A 20,613-nucleotide genomic window follows, 5' to 3' on the forward strand; every position below is an offset into this window, starting at 1 on the left:
TATTCTTAGAAAATTAGATGCAAATATTAATTACGGGCGGTGCTGGCTTCATTGGATCACATACTTATGTGGTTTTGAAAGAAAATGGTTACAAGCCCATTATCGTAGACAATTTCTCTAATTCTTCTAAACAGGTGATCAAAAACCTGGAAATAATCACCAAAGAAGCGGTTATTTATGAAGAAGGCGACGTAAATGACCCTCAGACTTACGATCTTTTATTTACGAAATACGATATTAAAGGAATCATCCACTTCGCTGCCTCGAAAGCGGTAGGCGAATCGGTGGAAAACCCCTTAAAATACTACCGAAATAACGTAGCCGCAACGGTACTTTTATTAGAGAAAATGGCTCAATATGGCCTTTCTAACTTGGTATTCTCCTCTTCTTGTACCGTTTACGGTCAACCAGAAGCTTTACCAGCAACGGAAGAATCACCGGTGCAACCGGCAACCTCTCCTTACGGAAACTCAAAACAGATTTGTGAAGAGATTATTCGGGATACAGTGGCAGCTTCTACTACGTTAAAAGCTATTGCCTTACGTTATTTTAACCCCATTGGAGCACATGAATCCGCATTAATTGGAGAATTACCCTTAGGACCTCCAGCTAATTTAATTCCCTTCTTAACTCAATCAGTGGCTGGTTTACGAGGCCCTTTGCAGGTTTGGGGAACTGATTATCCTACTCCAGATGGAACCGCAATTCGGGATTATATTCACGTGGTGGATTTAGCAGGAGCGCATGTGAAGGCACTAGCCTATCTAATAGATGGAAAATCAGAGGTTAAATATGACTTCTTTAATATAGGAACAGGTCAAGGTAGCTCAGTGATGGAGGTCATTCTAGCTTTTGAGAAAGCGACTGGTAAGAAAGTGAATTATGAAGTTAGAGATCGCAGAGCTGGTGATATAACTGCCGTTTATGCCTCGACAGATAAATCAAACGAGGTTTTAGGTTGGAAAACAGAATACAGTTTAGAAAGAGCTTTACAAGATTCTTGGAAATGGCAAGAATCGTTAATGAAATAAGATGAAAAAGTTAGTCATTACCGGTGGTGCCGGATTTATTGGGTCACATGTCGTTCGTTTGTTCGTAAACAAATACCCGGATTACCAGATTTATAATTTGGACGCCTTGACGTATGCAGGTAACCTAGCAAATAATGAGGATGTGGCATCTGCCTCGAATTATCACTTCATTAAAGCAGATATTACCGATGCAGATCACATTGACGCCTTATTTGCAGAGCATCAATTTGATGGAGTATTGCACCTGGCAGCAGAATCTCACGTAGATCGCTCGATTACGGACCCATTGGCCTTTGTAAGAACGAATGTGATCGGAACGGTGAATTTATTACAGGCCGCGAAGAAACACTGGGCGGGCAAGATGGAAGGCAAACGTTTTTACCATATCTCCACAGATGAGGTCTATGGTGAATTGCACGATCCGAAGGAATTCTTCTTAGAAACGACGTCTTATGATCCTCGTTCCCCCTATTCAGCTTCTAAAGCGAGTTCTGATCATTTCGTACGTGCCTACCATGAAACCTATGGTTTACCGACTGTGATTACAAACTGCTCGAATAATTATGGTCCTAATCACTTTCCAGAAAAATTAATTCCTTTAATGATTCATAATATCATTCATTCAAAACCGCTTCCCGTTTATGGAAAGGGAGAAAATGTACGGGATTGGTTATTCGTCATTGACCATGCGCGTGCGATTGATACGGTTTTCCACGATGGAAAAATTGGCGATACCTATAATATTGGTGGCTTTAATGAGTGGAAGAACATCGATTTAGTGCATTTATTGTGTAAAATCATGGATGAAAAATTAGGTCGTCCCGAGGGAAAATCGGTTCAATTAATTACCTATGTGACGGATCGTGCAGGTCACGATTTACGTTATGCGATCGATGCGAATAAGATCATGAAGGAATTAGGATGGGAGCCTAGTTTACAATTTGCAGAAGGTTTAGAGAAAACGGTGGACTGGTATTTAGCGAATGAAAAATGGCTAAACGACGTTACATCGGGAGATTATCAGAAATATTACGAAAAAAACTACGCAGGTAGATAACATGAAAGGAATTATTTTAGCTGGTGGATCTGGGACAAGATTACACCCATTGACTTTAGCGGTTAGCAAGCAATTAATGCCGGTTTATGACAAGCCGATGATCTATTATCCTTTGTCGATCTTGATGCTATCGGGCATTAAGGAAATTTTGATCATTTCTACCCCACACGATTTGCCTCATTTCGAGAAATTATTAGGGGATGGATCCCAAATAGGCTGTCGCTTTGAATATGCCGTTCAACCAGAACCGAATGGTTTAGCACAAGCTTTCGTAATCGGTGAAAAATTCATTGGAAAAGACAAAGTTGCCTTAGTTTTAGGAGATAATATCTTCTATGGCTCTGGATTGAGTAAGTTATTGCAAGCAAACAACGATCCTTCGGGAGGCGTGGTGTATGCATATTCTGTGAACGATCCGGAGCGTTATGGCGTCGTGGAATTTGATGCAGAAAACAAAGTAATCTCCATCGAAGAAAAACCGGCGAATCCTAAATCAAATTATGCCGTTCCAGGCTTGTATTTCTACGATAATGACGTGGTGGAGATTGCCAAAAATATCGCCCCATCCCCTCGCGGAGAATATGAAATCACGGATGTGAATAAAGAATATTTGAAGCAAGGTCGTCTTTCAGTAGGTATTTTGAACCGGGGAACAGCTTGGTTAGATACGGGTACTTTTGCTTCTCTAATGCAAGCGGGGCAATTCGTTCAGGTAATCGAAGAACGCCAAGGCATGAAAGTGGGTTGTATTGAGGAAGTGGCCTATCGTATGGGCTATATTGACAAAGCACAATTAAAGAAAATCGCAGAGCCGCTTGTGAAAAGTGGTTACGGTCAATATTTATTGAATTTAATCGCCTAAACGGCTTAAATTCCCACAATTCCCGCTATCAAAGCTAAAGTAAACAGCAAGATGGCGGGAATTTTTGTTTTCTCTGCCAGGATAAATGCAGCTGCCACAATGCCCAAAGATACAACTTGCGCTTCCTCCACCATGGGCCTCGTGAAAGTAAACACTGCCACTAAAGTTAATCCGACGGAAGCTGCCTGAATGCCAGCCAGAGAAGCTCTAATAAAGCGATACTGCTTTAATTGCGACCAAATTCGAAAGACAAAGAAAATCAAAAACGTCCCAGGTAAGAATATTCCTAAAGCACCAATCGCCGATCCGGCTAATTCCCCTACTATCCCATAGTCTTTCATCAATAAGACCCCTAAATAGGAGGTTAAGGCAAATACGGGTCCAGGAAGTGTTTGTGATAGAGACATGCCCGTTAAAAAAACGTCCGAGTTAATCAGCTGTTTAAATTCAACGAACTCCGTGTATAGAACAGGAGCAAGAATGTGACCTCCCCCAAAAACCAAGGACCCATTTCGATAGAAGTTTTCAAAAAGTCGAATCGGGAAATAATCCGTAAAGTGCCCTAATAGAGCTAAAAACAGTAAAAATCCCCAATATAGATGAAAATTTGCCCAAGGTATAACGAATTTATGCTTCGTTTGACGCGGAAAATCTTTGTAGTTAAACGAGGAGACGATTCCTCCTAAAAGCAAAACTAAAGGAAAGATATAGGGGCTATGAAAAGCGATTCCTAAAAACAAGGAAACTAATAAAATGAACACATAGGTGGGGCCTGTGATGACTTTTTTGGCCATAAACCAACCAGCCTGTAAAATCAGACCTATACCCACTGGAAGAACGTAATGTAAAATCGAAGGATTACGTAAGAAAGTCATCCCAAAGGCCGCTGCAGTCATAATCAAGACTGCAGGCAAAATCCAACAAAGCAAAGTAAAATAAGCCAAAGAGGTTCCCCCTCGCTTCAAACCAATGGCCGTAATCATTTGAGTGGAAGTAGGACCCGGCAAAACGGAGCAGAGGGCCTGAATTTCAAACAACTCTTCTTCGGTCAGATAGGCTCTTTTCTTCACTAATCGGTCTAAAAAGAGCGCAAAATGTACTTGAGGGCCACCAAAAGAGGTACAGGCTAAAAATAAGACATCCAGCAGGAAATCCCCATGTTTTAGCCGTCTCATTTATGCTTTTTTAAGTCCTAGCTCAATTAATCGCTCATTCAAAAACTCTCCAGCCGTCATATTGGTGTATATTTTAGGGTACTCTGAAGACACACAAGAAGGCAAACAAGTTAAATCCATTTCAGAACGTGGATGCATAAAGAAGGGAATTGAATAACGGGACGTTCCCATTTTCGCTCTTGGCGGATTCACTACGCGGTGTATCGTCGATTTCAACTTGTGATTCGTCAGACGATCTAGCATATCGCCTACATTCACCACCACTTGGTCAGGCAATGCGGTAATGGGAATCCATTTTCCATCCATGCGCAAAACTTCTAAACCCTCTGCAGAAGCACCCATTAACAAGGTAATCAAGTTAATGTCACCATGAGCCGCTGCTCTCACAGCACCCTCAGGTAAGGAATCTGGGTCCACAATAGGGAAATAATGAATCGCACGTAAGATGGAATTACCATTTTTAACCCTAGACTCAAAGTAGTCTTCCGGAAGTTCTAAATACAAGGCAATCGCTTGTAATAAGGCTTTTCCTGCCTTTTCTAAGGTTTGATAGGCCTCTACTGTATATTTTTCAAAATCAGGATATTCTGATGGAAATACATTCTCTGGGTATTCTGACCAAACCGAATCTCCATCCTCTTTCCGCGGCTGACCCACATGGTAAAATTCCTTCAAATCTGGAACGGTGAAACCTTTCGCTGTCTCTTTTCTCTTTCCTATGTATCCACGCTGACCTGCGATTCCTTCAATTTCATAGGATTGCTTCAACGCATCTGGAGATTGAAAGAATTGTTCTACTTCACTGTAAAGTTTGGAAGTAAATTCATTCGTTAATCCATGACCCTTAATAGCCACAAAACCAATCGTATTGAAGGCAGCCCCTAGTTCTTGTACAAATTTTGCCTTGCGTGCAGCATCTCCAGAAAGGAAATCGGCTAAATCAAGCGAAGGAATTTCATTTAATAACATCTTATTTACTAAAGTTGGTTGATACAAAGTCCCAGTTCACTAGGTTCCAAAAAGCGGCGATATAATCCGCGCGCTTATTCATATATTTCAAGTAATACGCGTGCTCCCACACGTCTAAAGCTAAAATCGGTTGCCCTTTTACTTCTGCCAAATCCATTAATGGATTGTCTTGATTAGGCGTTGAAGAGATCACCAATTTACCGTCTTTCTTAATTAACCAAGCCCAGCCAGATCCAAAACGAGAGGTCGCCGCTTTCGCAAATTCAGCCTTAAAGGCGTCAAATGAGCCGAAATCGGTATCGATTTGTTTTGCTAGCGCAGCTGAAGGTTTGGAGCCTTTGGCAGGTGCTAATACATTCCAGAAAAAACTGTGATTCCAGTGCCCTCCCCCATTATTGCGCACCGCAACAGGCTGAGTGGAAACCGTAGTTAGAATTTCTTCTATCGTCTTTGTCGTGCCTGTAAGGGCTTTATTCAAATTATCCACATAGGCCTTGTGGTGGCGATCGTGGTGAATTTCCATCGTTAAACGATCAATATGAGGCTCCAAAGCATCAAAGGAATAGGGCAAAGCCGGCAAGCTGAACGAATCTGCTATAGGGGCAGAAAAAGAAGGTAATACCAGACTAGCTCCCGCAAGAACTACCGATTTCTGTAAAAATTCAGCACGTTTCATCGTTTTCAGTTTAATACTATTCGTACGTTACTCGACCTACTATGCTTCGGCCTAGCGTAATCTCATCCGTATACTCTAAATCACCACCAATCGGGATTCCTCGGGCAATGGTGGACAATTTAACTGGAAATTCTTTTAATTTTTTGGTCAAATAAAAGGCCGTCGTATCTCCCTCCATCGTAGGACTAAGGCCTAAAATAACCTCCGAAACCTTCCCAGAGGCTACGCGAGCCACTAATGACTCGATCGTTAAATCACTTGGGGAAATGCCCGATAAAGGTGAAATAATCCCACCTAACACATGGTATAATCCGGTAAACTGACCTGTATTCTCTATGGCTAAAACATCCCGTAGATCCTCTACCACACAAATAATGCTCTCATCCCGCTTGTGGCTGGCACAAATGCCGCATAAATCGCCATCTGAAATCATGTGGCATTGGGGGCAATATTTTGTCTCTGTCCGCAGCTGCACAACGGCGTGTGCTAATTGCAAAGACTGCGCCTCTGGACGTTTTAAAAGATGTAATGCTAATCTTAAAGCAGATTTCTTACCAATCCCGGGCAGTTTGGAAATCTCCTCCACTGCTTGTTCAATCATCTTCGAAGGATAGGTATTCATCATGCGCTGGCTTCTATTTCGGCTGAAATTCCTCTACGACAAATTTCATTGCGCATAGCTACTAATTCATCAAATCCACCGGTTTTTACGCCACATTTTCCTCTAAAATGAATCTGCAGAGTACACTGTTCGGCTTGCTGGGGGGTATGTTCACAAACTTCAATCAAAGTCAAAATGACGTATTCGAAGGAATTTACTTCATCATTGTAGACCACTAGTTGATGGGCTTCGATCACCTCTTCCTCTACGAGGGTGGAGGTTTCTTCTTGCCATTTTTCCTGATTTTGAAAAGAAAAAGGTAGACGATAAATACTATCTACACAGAATTCCATATTTTTGATGAATTTGAAATCAAATTTAAAAAAAAATCCGTTCACAACCTTATGTCTGTACAATTAGCTGGAGGAATTCTTGCCCTCTATTTCGGAATGCTTTTAGCCATCTCTTATTTTACCTCGAGAGGCGCTGATACCCATGCATTTTTTACAGCTAATCGCGAGTCTCCTTGGTGGCTGGTGGCATTTGGGATGATTGGAACATCGATTTCAGGTTTGACTTTCATTTCTGTGCCGGGTGCCGTAGGCAAGACCTATTTCACGTATTACCAGGTCATTTTAGGCCATTCGCTGGGTTATTTAACTATCGCCTTAGTGCTGATGCCGCTGTATTACCGCTTGAATTTGATTTCCATCTATGGCTATCTAGAAAAACGTTTCGGTTTTTGGTCCTATAAAACCGGTTCTGCCTTCTTTTTATTATCTAGAACCATCGGTTCTGCCGCACGTCTTTATCTAGCGGTGAACGTCTTGCAAATCGCCATCTTCGCCCCTATCGGCGTGCCATTTATCGTGACGGTATTTGTTTCCATCTTCTTGATTTGGCTGTATACGCACCGTGGAGGGGTTAAAACGATTATTTGGACGGACACCTTACAGACCTTGTTTCTTTTAGTTGCGCTCTTTATTACGATTGTTTTAGTAGGCCAAAAAATGGACATGAGCATCCCTGACATGATTCAGCAGGTGAGTGCCAGTAAGTATTCTCATCTGTTTGAGTGGGATTGGAAGAACCCGCATTTCTTCGGAAAAGACTTTTTAGCTGGGGTGTTTATTGCCATCGTGATGACTGGATTAGATCAGGATTTAATGCAGAAAAACTTAACCTGCAAATCGATTGGTGAAGCACAGAAAAACATGTTCTGGTTCTACTGGGTGCTATTATTTATTAATATCCTATTCCTTTCTTTAGGCGCCTTATTGTACATTTATACGGCCTCCAAAGGTATTGCCGTACCTACAAAAACGGATGAATTGTACCCTATGCTAGCTTTGGGTGGTGAATTCGGAACATTAGCCGCAGTCACTTTCTTATTAGGTATAATTGCGGCCTCCTATGCGAGTTCTGATTCTGCTTTAACGGCCCTGACGACTTCTTTTTGTATCGATTTCCTAAGTATAGAGAAGTTCAAAGAGAAAAAGCAGCAAAGCCTGAAACATTGGGTTCACATCGGATTCTCCGCCTTGTTTTTTGTCGTAATAGGCCTATTTCACATTTTTAACACCTCTGAGTTAATTGCCGCCGTATTTAACCTGGCAGGATATACCTATGGGCCTTTGTTAGGCTTATTCTCCTTCGGATTATTCACTAAATACGCCATCCGCGATAAATGGGTGCCTATCGTATGCGTTCTATCACCGATTATTACGTTTGTGTTAGAATCTCAAGCTCAAAGTTTATTTGGTGGATTTGGATTCGCTAAATTGATTCTAAACGGGGTGATCTGTTTTGTAATGTTGTGGTTAATTCGCGACAAAAACTCAGAAGCGGTAAGCGTTGCGTAGCGCAAAATAGACTACATTTTTTCCAGAACCAGATTCTTTCAAGTAATCCCCTGCTCTACAAAATCCTATTTCGAATTGATTGAACAGGTGTGGCGAAACATTGTAATTAAAATCAAGCGCATAAATCGAACATAAATCCTTTAAGCTAGATGCCCTTCCATCAGCCACAGGGCGCAAAGTCGACATATTAGGGGTATAGATACCATCCGCCTCACTAATGCGATTAACAATAGAAGTACGCGCTGTAACAAACCATTTTGTGCCTTTTTGAAACCTCAAATAAGGACTTACATTAAACGTATTGGTAATATTCAGTGCGACGGTTTGACCAAAAGGAGGTCTAGCAAACAGCGTATTAAACGTATTCAACTCTGAATCTGTGGCAGATTTATCACCCGGAACATAATTCCCACCTACCCCTAGAAATACATAAGGAATCACCTGTTGATTCACATCCCAAACTAGCATCCATGATTTGATCGCTAAATCCTCAAAGGTGCCCCATTGATAGGCCAGCTCTAGTTCATAATTAAAGGATTTAGGAGAAGAATAGAACCTAATTCCAGCTGTATTCCTGTCCTCTAAGCCATTTTTAAAAATATAGGACCGCTGTGAGCTCGTAAAATTGAAATAAAAGGCATCTAGATTTAGATACTTCGGATTTACTTGTTTCGTCACATAAAGCCCCCCGATTCGTTCATCCATCAAGCCATCATCGAAAGCACCTAAATTCATTTTGATCGGATTTAGGTAAAACAATACCGCTCTTACCGCCTTTGAACGATAGGTTGCCTCAGCGCCCAAAAATGTTTGCCTGTTATTAGGACCCTCGCGGGAGGCAATAAATCGCTCCTGACCGAACTGTATTTCTTGTTTTCCTACCCTCAGGCTTATATTTTGATTTAATTTATATTCCCCAAAAATTTGGTGCACAGACAATAAATTTTGCTCCACTTGGGATAAAATAGGATTGGGATTCCAGTAGCGAACCGTGTTATTCAACTGCGTAAAAATCCGAAATCGAGAATTGACGTGTAAATCAGCATGTAACAACCACCTGTGAAGCCACTGATGAGGACTCTCCTCCGTGTAGCTAGGGGGCATTTGGCCAAAATTAGCGTGGGTATAATTTTGGTATTGTTCTCTCCATTCTCCTCCTACACTGACTTTAAGGCCAGAAAAAAGAGGCATAAATTTTAATTTTTCATCCCAGGATTTCTCAAGTGTATCGGTTAATAAATAATCAAAATTGTCCTCCGCACGTAGCCTCGCTATATGCTGAGCCGAGGAAGAAAACACAAGGAGGATGAAAAAAATGGTTAAAAACTTATTCAAGGAGCAAATAATGGATTCGAAGAACAAAAGAAGTCATTATAAAACAAAAAAACCACACGTCCTGTGTGGTTTTTTGCCTACCGAAGTAGTCCGTACGGGAATCGAACCCGTGTTTCATCCGTGAAAGGGACGTGTCCTAACCCCTAGACGAACGGACCATTATTTATTTTGGTGGCACAAAGGTAGGTTTTTCTCTTTTATATTCAAAACTACCCGTAAAAAAAGACTAATTATTTTCTAATTTATTTTCGCTATTTTAGCCTAAACATTGAAGTATAACCACTTATGGCGAACGTAAACCCCTATTCCAGACTGACAGATTTTGATATTGCCCTTTTCTTAAATGGCAAACATACAAGACTTTATGAGAAATTAGGGGCATTCGAAATCGAACACGAAGGAGTCGTTGGAACGTTTTTCGCGGTTTGGGCACCTAACGCTTCAACTGTATATGTAACTGGTAATTTTAATGTTTGGGATCGTTATTCTCATCCTTTATTTCCTCGCTGGGACTCATCCGGCATTTGGGAAGGTTTCATTCCGGGAGTAAGAACGGGGGAAACCTATAAATATGGCATTGAGACCACAGGTGGGGAATATCTGGAGAAACTAGACCCGATGGGCTTGTATTGTGAGGCACCACCTAAGACTGCTAGTATTGTTTGGAATACTTACAAAGAGTGGAAAGACACCAAATGGCAAGAGATTAGAGGCGCTAAGAATGCCTTAAATGCTCCGATGTCTATCTATGAGTTACATTTAGCCTCTTGGATGAAAACCTTAGAAAATGACTACCTAAGCTATGATGATTTAGCCATTAAATTGGTGAATTATGTGAAAGATATGGGCTTCACACACGTGGAATTCATGCCCATCATGGAATATCCCTATGATCCATCTTGGGGTTATCAAATCACTGGATATTTTGCTCCTACGGCCCGTTTTGGCGATCCACAAGGCTTTATGCGTTTAGTGGAAGCCTTTCACCAGGCTGAAATTGGCGTGATTTTGGACTGGGTTCCCTCCCACTTTCCGGGTGACGCCCACGGTTTATTTAACTTCGATGGCGGAAGTGCTTACGAGCACCCTGACCCTAAAAGAGGCTATCACCCGGATTGGAAATCCTATATCTTCGACTACGGTAAGAATGAAGTACGCTCTTTCTTGTTATCTAACGCCTTTTTCTGGTGCGATCGCTACCATGTAGATGGTTTACGCGTGGATGCAGTGGCTTCGATGCTTTATTTGGATTATTCAAGAAATGACGGCGAGTGGGAACCGAATCAGTTTGGAGGTAACCATAACCTCGAGGTTATATCATTCTTACAAGATTTGAATAGCCACATTTATGCGGAGTTTCCCCATATCCAGATGATTGCAGAAGAGTCTACAAGCTTCTCAGGGGTGACTAAACCTGTATTTATGGGAGGTTTAGGTTTTGGCCAAAAATGGATGATGGGCTGGATGAATGACACCCTTCGTTTCTTCCAAAAAGACCCCATTTATCGCCAGCATCACCTCAACGAGCTGACTTTCTCTTTGATTTATGCCTTTACAGAGAACTTCTGCCTACCTCTATCGCATGATGAAGTAGTCTACGGTAAAGGTTCTTTATTAAATAAAATGCCGGGAGATGATTGGCAAAAATTCGCGAATCTACGTTTGTTATTAACGGAACAATTCACACATCCAGGCTCTCATTTATTGTTTATGGGTGGAGAATTTGGCCAAAGAGAAGAATGGAACCATACCCAAAGCCTCGACTGGCATCTCACAGAGCATCATTCTCACAAAGGAATTCAAGAAACCGTAAAGGCTTTAAATAAACTTTATCGTTCTGAGCCGGCGTTTTATAGCAAACAATTTGAATACGAAGGCTTTGAATGGATTGAATCGAACGACCAAAGTAATTCGGTGATTTCATACATCCGAAAAGGAGAATCGGCTAAACAGCAAGTAATCGTGATTTTGAACCTAACCCCTGCACCACGTGATGGATACCGGATAGGAGTTCCTCTTCCTGGGGTTTGGAAGACCGTATTCAACTCGGACAAACACGAATTCGGTGGAAGCAATTACCCTGTTTCAGGCGCTACCATGACGGAAGAAATCAATTGGCAAGGGAAAGCATTCTCAATCGCTATTAATCTCCCTCCTCTTTCAGCGCTTATTTTAAAGGCATAAGGACTCGAAATGTCTAGAAACAATAAAGACTCAGAAAAATTCCGAGCCTTTATTCAATCCGCCTAAGTAGTATTTTCAATGACCGAAGTCATTTAAAATCTTCGCTTGTATGAAATGTAATTATTGTATACAAAAATAGTAAATAATTTATAGGCGGAAAATATTTTAGTGTATTTTTTTTACTATTCAGTTAAAAAATAGTACTATTTCCTTTTATTGATAATTTCTTCCATATCTGAAAGCTCGACTTCTAATGCTTTGGTCGAAATAGTAATCTCCCAAGCACTAAGTGCTAAAGATATACTCATCCCTAAAAGTCCTATCCCAAAAAACCACCGTGCAATAAGTTGTTGATTCATAAAAAGGAGAAACATACATACAACACTCAAAATCAAGCTAATTATCGCGATAATCTGCATGCGTTGAATCAATTTCATTCGTAAACGAAGGTTATCAATTTGCATCCGAATTGAATCATCTGGGTTCTTTTGGAATTTTTCATGCAAACCCCGAATTAACGAAGCCATCGACATAAATCGATTCGTAAATGCGATCATCAACAAGGAAACAGTTGAGAACAATAAAGCTGGGGTACCGATGCTTAATTCCATGTTATTTATAATATTGATCTAGTAATTGATTCATCTCTTCCTGCACTTTTTTCGCCTCTCTTGCTGCTGAGACCGTCGTATCATCTCCCGCATAAATTATTCCACGAGACGAATTAACCAGTAATCCTACCTTTTTATTCATGCCAAACTTCGCCACATCCGCTAAACTTCCCCCTTGGGCTCCTACTCCTGGAACTAGGAAGAAGTTCTCGGGTGCTATTTCGCGGACTTTGGCAATATAATCGGTACGAGTAGCGCCTATAACGAACATTAACTCATCTTTACTACCCCATTCCATAGCCTTTCTCATCACTATTTCATAGAGTGGTATACCGTTCTCATCTTTCAATTGCTGAAAGTCATTACTACCAGGATTTGAGGTCAAAGCTAAGAGAATGACCCACTTATCTTTAAACTGAAGAAAAGGAGTCACAGAATCCTCTCCCATGTAGGGTGCCACAGTAACCGAATCAAAATCAAACCCAGCATGCGTGGGATCGAAGAAGGTTTGGGCGTATTTAGTGGCGGTATTTCCGATGTCACCTCGCTTTGCATCTGCTATTGAAAACACCTCTTTAGGCATGTATTCCATCGTTTTCTGCAAACTTTCCCAGCCAGCAGGCCCTAAGGCCTCATAAAATGCGATATTGGGTTTATAGGCTACTGTGTAAGGTAATGTAGCATCTATAACAGCCTTGTTAAAGGCAAAAATTGGATCTTTTTCCGTCTTGAATCGACTCGGAATTAGCTTTATGTCCGTATCCAGGCCTACGCACAGGAAGGATTTTTTTTGTTCAATTTGCTTAATTAATTCCGCTGAATTCATGTGAAAGAAGGAAAATAGGATTAATTTTGCCACAAATCTATCCCTTTCCCTGCCAAAAAACAATTTATGGAATTCATTAAACATCGTTTATCAGGAGTCATTGAGTGCATACCCACTAAATTTCACGACGAGCGCGGCTATTTTTATGAATCCTATAACCAAAAACGTTTTGCCGCGAATGGAATACCAGAGGATTTTGTGCAGGATAATTATTCCTTCTCGACAAAAGGAGTTCTACGAGGATTGCATTTTCAGCATAATCCGAACGGACAAGGCAAATTAGTGCGAGTGATGACGGGTAAGGCTTTAGATGTAGTGGTGGATTTACGAAAGGACTCTCCTACCTTTGGCCACCATGAAAAATTCGTTCTAGATGCAGATAAAGGGAATATGTTATATGTTCCCATCGGTTTTGCGCACGGATTTATTGCTTTAGAAGACACTATATTTGTCTACAAGTGCACGAACTTTTGGAACAAAGAAGCTGAATCAGGCATACGATGGAATGATTCACAAATAGGGATTGATTGGGGCGTTGAAAACCCTATTGTATCTGATAAAGACCAAATACTGCCAGACTTCGACCCTGATCAATTAATCTTTTAAAAAAATTATAGTATCTTTGCAGCAATGACTCGCAAGCTGATTTTATCAAGCCCATTACTCGAAATAACCATCTCTCGGTTGTGTCAAGAGCTCATTGAAAATCAAATTAAAGATGTTGAAACAGTTATCCTAGGCCTTCAGCCTCGTGGTATTTTCTTTGCGGAACGCATCGCAAAAGAATTGAGTAAACACCTCGAGAAAGCCCCAAGCGTAGGAAAAATAGATGCTACCTTCTTCCGTGACGACTACCGCCGCAGAGAAACAGTATCTCCTAATTCAACAGATGTTCCCTTCCTCATCGAAAACAAACGGGTCATTTTAGTCGATGATGTATTAGCCACTGGCCGAATGGTGCGGGCGGCATTGGATGCGATGAATAGTTTTGGGAGACCTGCTAAAGTGGAATTATGTGTCTTAATTGACCGTATTTATAACCGTGATCTGCCTATTAACGCAGATTATGTAGGTATGAGTGTAAATACCTTACCTACCGAAAAAGTACTCGTGGAATGGACAGAACAAGGCCATGAAGCGGATAGAATTTGGTTAATTCCTCAACAATCCTGATTTAACATATGCTAAAGTCGCCACATTTATTAGGAATCAAAGATCTGGATGAAGAATCCATTCAATTGATTGTTAAAACGGCTAGAGAATTTAAAGAAGTCCTAAACAGACCGATCAAGAAAGTTCCTTCCCTCCGTGATGTGACGATTGCCAATATCTTTTTCGAGAACTCTACTCGAACTCGTTTATCCTTTGAATTAGCCGAAAAAAGACTATCAGCAGATACGATTAACTTCTCTGCCTCAGGGAGTTCGGTTAAAAAAGGGGAAACTTTACTCGATACCGTGAACAACATCCTCGCCATGAAAGTGGATATGATTGTGATGCGTCACGCGAGCCCGGGAGCCCCACATTACCTAGCAAAACATATCAAGGCGAATATCGTGAATGCCGGAGACGGAACGCACGAACACCCTACGCAGGCTTTATTAGATACCTTCTCTCTACAAGAGAAATTAGGAGATTTAGCAGGCAAGAAAATCGCCATCATCGGAGATATTTTGCACTCTAGAGTAGCCTTGTCTAACATTTACGCACTGAAAAAACAAGGAGCGGAAGTTCGCCTTTGTGGTCCTAGCACCTTGATTCCGAAGCATATACAAAGCTTAGGTGTAGAAATTTCACATGATGTGAAGAGTACGCTAGCTTGGTGTGATGCAGCGAATGTGTTGCGCATCCAATTAGAAAGACAACAAATTAAATACTTCCCTAGCCTTCGGGAATACTCCCAATTCTTCGGGATTAATCGTGCTATGCTAGAGGAATTACCTAAAGAGATCGTTTTAATGCACCCAGGCCCGATTAATCGCGGGGTGGAATTAAGTTCAGATGCGGCAGATTCGCCACATTCGATCATCTTGGATCAGGTAGAAAACGGAGTAGCCGTGAGAATGGCCGTACTTTATTTACTCGCTTCAAGAGCTTCGTAGGCCAACAACATTTTTTGGGTAGAAATGTGATTTCCACAGGCATAATGGCCTAGAGGGCATTTTTTCTTACCATGATCTCCACAAGGACGGCATGCTAATTTCTCGCTTACCTCAATAATCTCCGAATGATCAGCCAAAGGCCCAAAACCAAAATCAGGCAAAGTCGAGCAATACATCGCCACCGTAGGTACATTTACCGCAGAGGATAAGTGCATTGGGCCAGAATCATTTACGAAATTTCCCTTGCTTTGGGCAAAAATAGACGTAGAAGCTAATAGAGCATGTTTTCCAGTCTCATTATAAATGGACCACCCTTGGCAAGCCTTCTCAATTTCATCAGACAGTGACTTCTCATTCGGAGAACCCATCAACACAATCGCCTGATCTCTAGGCAGTAAATGAATGAAATCAATCCATTTTTGAATGGGTAAGCGTTTCGTTTCCCACACACTGCCGGGTGAAATACAAATGTAATTTGTAGCAGGAGGTGTGATTTTGGAAGGATTTAAAAAGGGTTTGTACACCTTATTTCCTAGCCAATCGCTCAATAAACCCGTATTTCGCTCCACTTCGTGTATCCCATTCCCGAATGGATGCGGGTACGACTTTGAAAAAAACCAAGAAAGTGGATTTTTATTAAAACCCATCACCTGTTTCGCCGCTATCATCAGACTCAATAGGCCCATCCCGAAGAAACGCTGAACGACGAAAACTTTATCGAAGGATTCTTGCTTCAAATTAGTGCGTAAATCAAGCCATGAAGCCCGTTTATTCGACTTGTCATAAGTCCAAACCTTTGTCAAACACGGATGAGAATACGCTTGAAAAATGGATTCGTTTCCTTTCCTAACCAACAGGTGAATTGACGTTTCAGGGGATTCAATCCGTATTTTTTCTAAGAGCGAGGTCACCAGAACGGCATCACCAAGAAAAGCGGTTTGAATAATTAATACCTTAGAAACTGTATTCATGTCAGAAAAGGAAGCGATTAGCCATAAAATTACTTATTTTTGGGACATTTTTCAGTAAAACCCCATTCATGAATTCAATTCACCTGCATACTTTATCTAATGGAATCACCGTGGTGCACCGTCAAGTGCTTCATACCGAGATCTCGCATTTAGGTATTATGTTAGACATTGGAAGTCGCGATGAATTAGCTGGAGAAGAGGGTTTAGCGCATTTTTGGGAACATTTAGCCTTTAAAGGGACACAGAAGAAAAGTAATATGCAGATCATTAACCGCCTGGAAATCTATGGCGGAGAACTGAATGCTTATACGACCAAAGAAAAAATCTGTTTCCACGCCTCTATTCTAAGCCCCTATTTCGAACGGGCTTTGGAACTATTAACTGATATCACCTTTGATTCCATTTTCCCAGAGAAGGAATTAGAAAAAGAGCGTTCTGTGATTTTAGAGGAGATGTCGATGTATTATGATGCTCCAGAGGAGGCAATTCAGGACGATTTTGATGAATTATTATTCCCCAATCACCCCTTAGGCGTCAATATTTTAGGAACAGCAGAGACGGTTCAATCCTTCCAAAAGAAAGATCTAGAAGCCTTCATCGAGCGAAATTTAGACACATCCAGAATCGTATTTTCATCCATTGGAAAATTAGATCCTGCAAAAGTATTTGCTTGGGCTGAAAAGCATTTAGGCTCAATCAAAGCAAAGAAACAAATCGTTAAACGAGTGGCGCCATCTGCCATGATTCCTCAGACAAAGGTCATAAAAAGAGGCATTACACAGTCCCATGTGGCTTTAGGTCGTCAATCTTTTGCGATTGAAAACCCCAACCGACTCGCTTTCTTCCTTTTAGTTAATCTTTTAGGAGGCCCTGGAATGAATTCTTTATTGAACGTTTCTGTACGCGAACGACACGGTCTCGTTTATTCAATTGAAGCGAGTTTGACTTCCTTTTTAGATTCAGGTTGTTGGGCTATTTATTTTGGTACGGAGCCTAATCAGGTCAATAAATCCCTAAAATTGATCCAAAAAGAGTTCACGAAACTGCAGGAAAAAGAATTAACAGCTCCACAACTGAAGAAGATTAAGAGTCAACTCAAAGGGCAGTTAGCCATGGCTGAAGAGGGTAACTTGAACTTCATGCTGATGATGGCGAAAAACCTATTAGACAGAGAGAAAATCGAGAGTTTAGATGAAATTTTCGATCAAATTGACCTCATAGACAGCGCCCACATCCAATCATTAGCTGTAGAAATGCTGAATCCAGATTCCTTGAGTTATTTGATTTTCGAACCTTAAATTCGTGCATCTCTACCTCCATATCCCCTTTTGTCGACAAGCATGTCATTATTGCGATTTCCATTTTTCAACGAACACCAGTAGAAAAGAGGAAATGGTACAAGCTATTTGCCGTGAAATAATCGCTCAAAAAGACTATTTAAACGGAGCGGAACTGCAAACCATTTATTTTGGCGGAGGAACCCCTTCCCTCTTAAAGGACGCAGAAATAGATTCGATTATTGATGCGATAGGCGCTCACCATTCCATCGCTAGCCATGCAGAAATTACCCTAGAAGCAAACCCAGAAGACTTAACAACGGAATACTGCCAAATGATTGCCTCGAAAGGCATTAATCGCCTGAGTATCGGTATTCAATCTTTTCACGAGAAAAACTTAGTCCTGATGAACCGAAATCACCAGGCAAGCGATTCGATTCAAGCGATTAAAAATGCGCAAGAGGCAGGAATAAACAACATTAGCATTGATTTGATCTATGGAATTCCGGAGAATTCTCCGGATGATTTAAATGAAGATTTAGCAAAAGCTACGTCTCTAGGTGTTCAGCACATTTCAGCCTATAGCCTGACGGTAGAACCCAAAACGGTTTTTGGGGTTCAGAAAAAAAAGGGAGCCTTCACCGAAATTCTAGATGCTGAGATGGCTAAGGCTTTTACGCAGGTTCGTGAATATTTAGAAGCGGCAGGGTTTGAGGGATACGAAACCTCGAATTTTGCCAAAGAAGGCCACTATTCCATCCACAATACCAGTTATTGGCAGCAAGAGCCCTACCTCGGTATAGGTCCATCTGCCCACAGTTTTAATGGTCATTCTAGACAATGGAATGTCTCTAATAATGCCAAATACCTCGCAGAAGGGCATTTACTAGCGGAAATGGAAGAACTGAGCCCTGCGGATCAATTGAATGAATACATCATGGTTCGCTTACGTACGAAATGGGGAATTAATCTCGTGGAAGTGCGGGAACGTTTTCATAAAATGGAACAAGAGTACCCAGAAAAAGAATTACAATCCTGGATGGCGCAAGGATATGCCCGTTTAGAAGGAGAAAACTTAATTCTAGTGAACGAAGGCAAACTAATTGCAGATCGTTTAAGCAGTGATATTTTTGTGGTCTAAGGCCTTTTTGTAATTTTACACAGCTATGGCAAAGAGAATTGAATTCACGAAAAATACCCCAAACGCTAAAAGAGGAGGAAATAAATTTGAACGTTTATCCAAAAAGAGCCCTAAAAAGCGAAACTGGCTAAAGAAAATCGGATTTTTCTTTCTTTATCTCATTGGATTAAGCCTTTTCTCTGTCGTTTTCTTGAAATTTTTCCCGGTTTATTTCACGCCTACCATGGCCTCAAGGAAGATTGATGCGCTGCTAGAAGGAAAGCCTTCTAAAATATACTCCCAGTGGACACCCTATAAAGACCTGGATAAAAATGTAGCTATTGCTGTAATCGCTTCAGAGGACCAGGCCTTCCCTGATCACCACGGATTTGATTTTGATGCCATGTGGGGAGCTGTAAGGCATAATCTGAAGGGTAAGAAAATCAGAGGGGCTAGTACCATTTCACAACAAGTCGCTAAAAACGTCTTCTTATGGCAAGGCAGAAGCTATGTTCGCAAGGGATTAGAAGTTTATTTTACCTTCTTGATCGAATTAATCTGGGGTAAAGAGCGTATCCTAGAAGTATATTTAAATGTAGCAGAGACGGGACCTATGACTTTTGGGGCTGAGGCAGCTTGTAGACGCTTTTATGGGCACAGTGGTGCAGAAATATCTACCTCAGAGGCTGCTAGAATCGCGGCGGTTTTACCAAGCCCCAATCGTTTCTCAATTGAAAATCCATCAGCCTATGTGCGCAAACGTACATCGGCTATACAACGCCAAATGAGAGGTTTAGGGGGTACGAAGTACCTTCGAAACTTATAATAACTCGATAGAAGGATCCCAGAAATGGGAATGAAAGTTTAGAATTTGGTCATTCTGAATGGTCAAACCCTCTGCCTCTAACAATTCTTGCATCCGATTCCCACCAAAAAAATTCTTCCCAGTCAAAACCCCATTGCGATTCACCACCCGGTGTGCCGGAATAGACGCCTGACCGTGCGAAGCATTCATCGCCCAACCCACAAATCGAGCTCCGCCTTTAGAACCTAAATAACCCGCAATTGCTCCATAAGAGGTAACTCGCCCCGAAGGGATCAAGGAAACCACCTGATAAATCGCATCAAAATCAGCCATTATTCTTCTTTACGCTCTTCGATTTCTTGACACAATTCGGCATACCATTTCTCACCAAACTTACGAATTAAAGGCTCCTTCAAGAAAACATAAATAGGTACACCTAATGAAGCGCCATTAGAACATGCATCTGAACAGATGGACCAACGATCGTAATTCAAAGCGGTATAATCCGCTAACTTCGCTAATCGAATCGGGTATAAATGACAAGAAATAGGCTTTCTGAAATCTGTTTTGCCTGCAAAATAGGCTTGCTCGATACCGCATTTCAAATGGCCTTTATCATCATATAAAGCGTAAGCACATTCGCGTCCTTTGATGACCGGAGTAGAAAAATCACCATCATCATCCTTTACCCATGCTCCTGATTTTTCAATTTCTTTTAAGCCTATTTCGGATAAAAATGGCTTGATATCGTCTTGAATTCGCTCTAAGATCTCTAATTCTTCTTCCTCTAATGGAGCGCCTAAATCACCCTCCACACAACAAGCACCCTTACATTTGGCTAAATCACAAACAAAAAACTCGTCTGCTACATCGGAAGAAATTACCGTATCGTCAATTAAAATCATCTGCGTATTTTTGAACCACAAAGGTACAGATTATAGTTAATTAAGGTAATTTTACACGATGAAATACCTCTTGTTACTTTTATTCTGTTTGCCGCTTTATGCGAAAACGGCCTTCCCCGATTCTCTCTTAATCGGGAATGTAAAAGTATTCATACATCCCTCAGCAAAAGCCATCTTAGAAACGGAGCAAAAACGCTTAGGAAGCAACAAGAAATTTGTGGAGGGAATGAAGGAGAAAATGCGC

Annotated in this window: 23 protein-coding genes and 1 tRNA gene; 12 read left to right on the forward strand and 12 right to left on the reverse strand. The window is 41.2% G+C overall.

The features are described 5' to 3' along the window. Positions 1-17: 17 nt before the first annotated feature. The 3 genes from galE to rfbA are packed head-to-tail and all read left to right on the forward strand — an operon-like array spanning position 18 to position 2,950. Complete coding sequence (gene galE / locus ACILP5_RS05815; RefSeq protein WP_395617711.1) at positions 18-1,031, forward strand: UDP-glucose 4-epimerase GalE; 1,014 nt, start codon at positions 18-20, stop codon at positions 1,029-1,031. A gap of 1 nt (position 1,032) precedes the next feature. Continuing rightward, a complete protein-coding gene (rfbB, locus tag ACILP5_RS05820; RefSeq protein WP_395617712.1) occupies positions 1,033-2,088 on the forward strand; it encodes a dTDP-glucose 4,6-dehydratase in 1,056 nt (351 codons plus the stop codon). 1 nt (position 2,089) lies between these two features. After that, complete coding sequence (rfbA, locus tag ACILP5_RS05825; protein ID WP_395617713.1) at positions 2,090-2,950, forward strand: glucose-1-phosphate thymidylyltransferase RfbA; 861 nt, start codon at positions 2,090-2,092, stop codon at positions 2,948-2,950. A 5-nt stretch (positions 2,951-2,955) separates the two neighbouring features. On the opposite strand, the gene chrA is transcribed toward rfbA, so the two are convergent. Genes chrA through ACILP5_RS05850 form a run of 5 tightly spaced genes read right to left on the reverse strand, consistent with a single transcriptional unit; the run spans position 2,956 to position 6,724 of the window. Then, the gene (gene chrA / locus ACILP5_RS05830; RefSeq protein WP_395617714.1) at positions 2,956-4,125 is read right to left on the reverse strand and encodes a chromate efflux transporter; all 1,170 of its coding nucleotides are present in this window, start codon (positions 4,123-4,125) and stop codon (positions 2,956-2,958) included. After that, positions 4,126-5,094, reverse strand: coding sequence for an isopenicillin N synthase family dioxygenase (locus ACILP5_RS05835; protein ID WP_395617715.1), 969 nt, complete (start codon positions 5,092-5,094; stop codon positions 4,126-4,128). Position 5,095: 1 nt separating this feature from the next. Then, positions 5,096-5,770 carry a superoxide dismutase gene (locus ACILP5_RS05840; RefSeq protein WP_395617716.1) on the reverse strand — a complete coding sequence of 225 codons (675 nt, stop codon included), beginning with the start codon at positions 5,768-5,770 and terminating at the stop codon, positions 5,096-5,098. A 16-nt stretch (positions 5,771-5,786) separates the two neighbouring features. After that, a complete protein-coding gene (gene recR / locus ACILP5_RS05845) occupies positions 5,787-6,395 on the reverse strand; it encodes a recombination mediator RecR (protein WP_395617717.1) in 609 nt (202 codons plus the stop codon). Continuing rightward, positions 6,392-6,724: an ATP-dependent Clp protease adaptor ClpS gene (locus tag ACILP5_RS05850; RefSeq protein ID WP_395617718.1), complete on the reverse strand. Its 333-nt coding sequence runs from the start codon at positions 6,722-6,724 to the stop codon at positions 6,392-6,394. Before ACILP5_RS05850 ends, recR begins: the two co-directional genes overlap by 4 nt. Positions 6,725-6,775: 51 nt before the next feature. Here ACILP5_RS05850 and ACILP5_RS05855 point away from each other — a divergent pair, with 51 nt between their 5' ends. Then, positions 6,776-8,233, forward strand: coding sequence for a sodium:solute symporter (locus ACILP5_RS05855; protein ID WP_395617719.1), 1,458 nt, complete (start codon positions 6,776-6,778; stop codon positions 8,231-8,233). On the opposite strand, the gene ACILP5_RS05860 is transcribed toward ACILP5_RS05855, so the two are convergent. Both ACILP5_RS05860 and ACILP5_RS05865 read right to left on the reverse strand, forming a co-directional pair. Then, entirely contained in the window at positions 8,210-9,532 is a 1,323-nt protein-coding gene (locus ACILP5_RS05860) for an alginate export family protein (protein WP_395617720.1), read from the reverse strand. The genes ACILP5_RS05855 and ACILP5_RS05860 overlap by 24 nt on opposite strands. A 122-nt stretch (positions 9,533-9,654) precedes the next feature. Further along, positions 9,655-9,726, reverse strand: a tRNA-Glu gene (locus tag ACILP5_RS05865). A gap of 127 nt (positions 9,727-9,853) precedes the next feature. Here ACILP5_RS05865 and glgB point away from each other — a divergent pair. Then, complete coding sequence (gene glgB, locus ACILP5_RS05870; RefSeq protein WP_395617721.1) at positions 9,854-11,752, forward strand: 1,4-alpha-glucan branching protein GlgB; 1,899 nt, start codon at positions 9,854-9,856, stop codon at positions 11,750-11,752. Positions 11,753-11,955: 203 nt separating this feature from the next. Here glgB and ACILP5_RS05875 read toward each other — a convergent pair whose 3' ends face one another. Further along, on the reverse strand, positions 11,956-12,363 hold the full coding sequence (locus tag ACILP5_RS05875) for a DUF2721 domain-containing protein (RefSeq protein WP_395617722.1): 408 nt from the start codon (positions 12,361-12,363) through the stop codon (positions 11,956-11,958). A gap of 1 nt (position 12,364) precedes the next feature. After that, entirely contained in the window at positions 12,365-13,189 is an 825-nt protein-coding gene (gene pyrF / locus ACILP5_RS05880; protein ID WP_395617735.1) for an orotidine-5'-phosphate decarboxylase, read from the reverse strand. Positions 13,190-13,255: 66 nt separating this feature from the next. On the opposite strand from pyrF, the gene rfbC reads away from it, so the two are divergent. Genes rfbC through ACILP5_RS05895 form a run of 3 tightly spaced genes read left to right on the forward strand, consistent with a single transcriptional unit; the run spans position 13,256 to position 15,291 of the window. Next, positions 13,256-13,795, forward strand: coding sequence for a dTDP-4-dehydrorhamnose 3,5-epimerase (gene rfbC, locus ACILP5_RS05885; RefSeq protein ID WP_395617723.1), 540 nt, complete (start codon positions 13,256-13,258; stop codon positions 13,793-13,795). A gap of 24 nt (positions 13,796-13,819) precedes the next feature. Beyond that, entirely contained in the window at positions 13,820-14,362 is a 543-nt protein-coding gene (pyrR, locus tag ACILP5_RS05890) for a bifunctional pyr operon transcriptional regulator/uracil phosphoribosyltransferase PyrR (RefSeq protein WP_395617724.1), read from the forward strand. Positions 14,363-14,370: 8 nt separating this feature from the next. Then, positions 14,371-15,291: an aspartate carbamoyltransferase catalytic subunit gene (locus tag ACILP5_RS05895; protein ID WP_395617725.1), complete on the forward strand. Its 921-nt coding sequence runs from the start codon at positions 14,371-14,373 to the stop codon at positions 15,289-15,291. Here ACILP5_RS05895 and ACILP5_RS05900 read toward each other — a convergent pair. After that, positions 15,264-16,262 carry a glycosyltransferase family 9 protein gene (locus tag ACILP5_RS05900; protein ID WP_395617726.1) on the reverse strand — a complete coding sequence of 333 codons (999 nt, stop codon included), beginning with the start codon at positions 16,260-16,262 and terminating at the stop codon, positions 15,264-15,266. The two genes, ACILP5_RS05895 and ACILP5_RS05900, sit on opposite strands and share 28 nt — an antisense overlap. 68 nt (positions 16,263-16,330) lie before the next feature. On the opposite strand from ACILP5_RS05900, the gene ACILP5_RS05905 reads away from it, so the two are divergent. From ACILP5_RS05905 to mtgA, 3 genes are read left to right on the forward strand one after another with little or no spacing between them, the layout of a single operon-like run. Next, positions 16,331-17,560: a M16 family metallopeptidase gene (locus ACILP5_RS05905; RefSeq protein ID WP_395617727.1), complete on the forward strand. Its 1,230-nt coding sequence runs from the start codon at positions 16,331-16,333 to the stop codon at positions 17,558-17,560. Between the two features lie 4 nt (positions 17,561-17,564). After that, entirely contained in the window at positions 17,565-18,680 is a 1,116-nt protein-coding gene (gene hemW, locus ACILP5_RS05910; protein ID WP_395617728.1) for a radical SAM family heme chaperone HemW, read from the forward strand. Positions 18,681-18,705: 25 nt separating this feature from the next. Next, positions 18,706-19,485, forward strand: a complete 780-nt coding sequence (mtgA, locus tag ACILP5_RS05915) for a monofunctional biosynthetic peptidoglycan transglycosylase (protein WP_395617729.1) — start codon at positions 18,706-18,708, stop codon at positions 19,483-19,485. On the opposite strand, the gene ACILP5_RS05920 is transcribed toward mtgA, so the two are convergent. Both ACILP5_RS05920 and ACILP5_RS05925 read right to left on the reverse strand, forming a co-directional pair. Then, a complete protein-coding gene (locus tag ACILP5_RS05920) occupies positions 19,480-19,797 on the reverse strand; it encodes an MGMT family protein (RefSeq protein WP_395617730.1) in 318 nt (105 codons plus the stop codon). The genes mtgA and ACILP5_RS05920 overlap by 6 nt on opposite strands. Further along, a complete protein-coding gene (locus tag ACILP5_RS05925) occupies positions 19,797-20,369 on the reverse strand; it encodes a DUF3109 family protein (RefSeq protein ID WP_395617731.1) in 573 nt (190 codons plus the stop codon). Before ACILP5_RS05925 ends, ACILP5_RS05920 begins: the two co-directional genes overlap by 1 nt. A gap of 58 nt (positions 20,370-20,427) precedes the next feature. Between ACILP5_RS05925 and ACILP5_RS05930 the strand changes: the two genes are divergently transcribed. Next, positions 20,428-20,613, forward strand: a 186-nt coding sequence (locus ACILP5_RS05930) for a hypothetical protein (protein ID WP_395617732.1), incomplete at its 3' end; no start/stop codon positions are given.

It is taken from the genome of Aquirufa sp. (genome assembly GCF_044239315.1).
Lineage (GTDB): Bacteria > Bacteroidota > Bacteroidia > Cytophagales > Spirosomataceae > Aquirufa.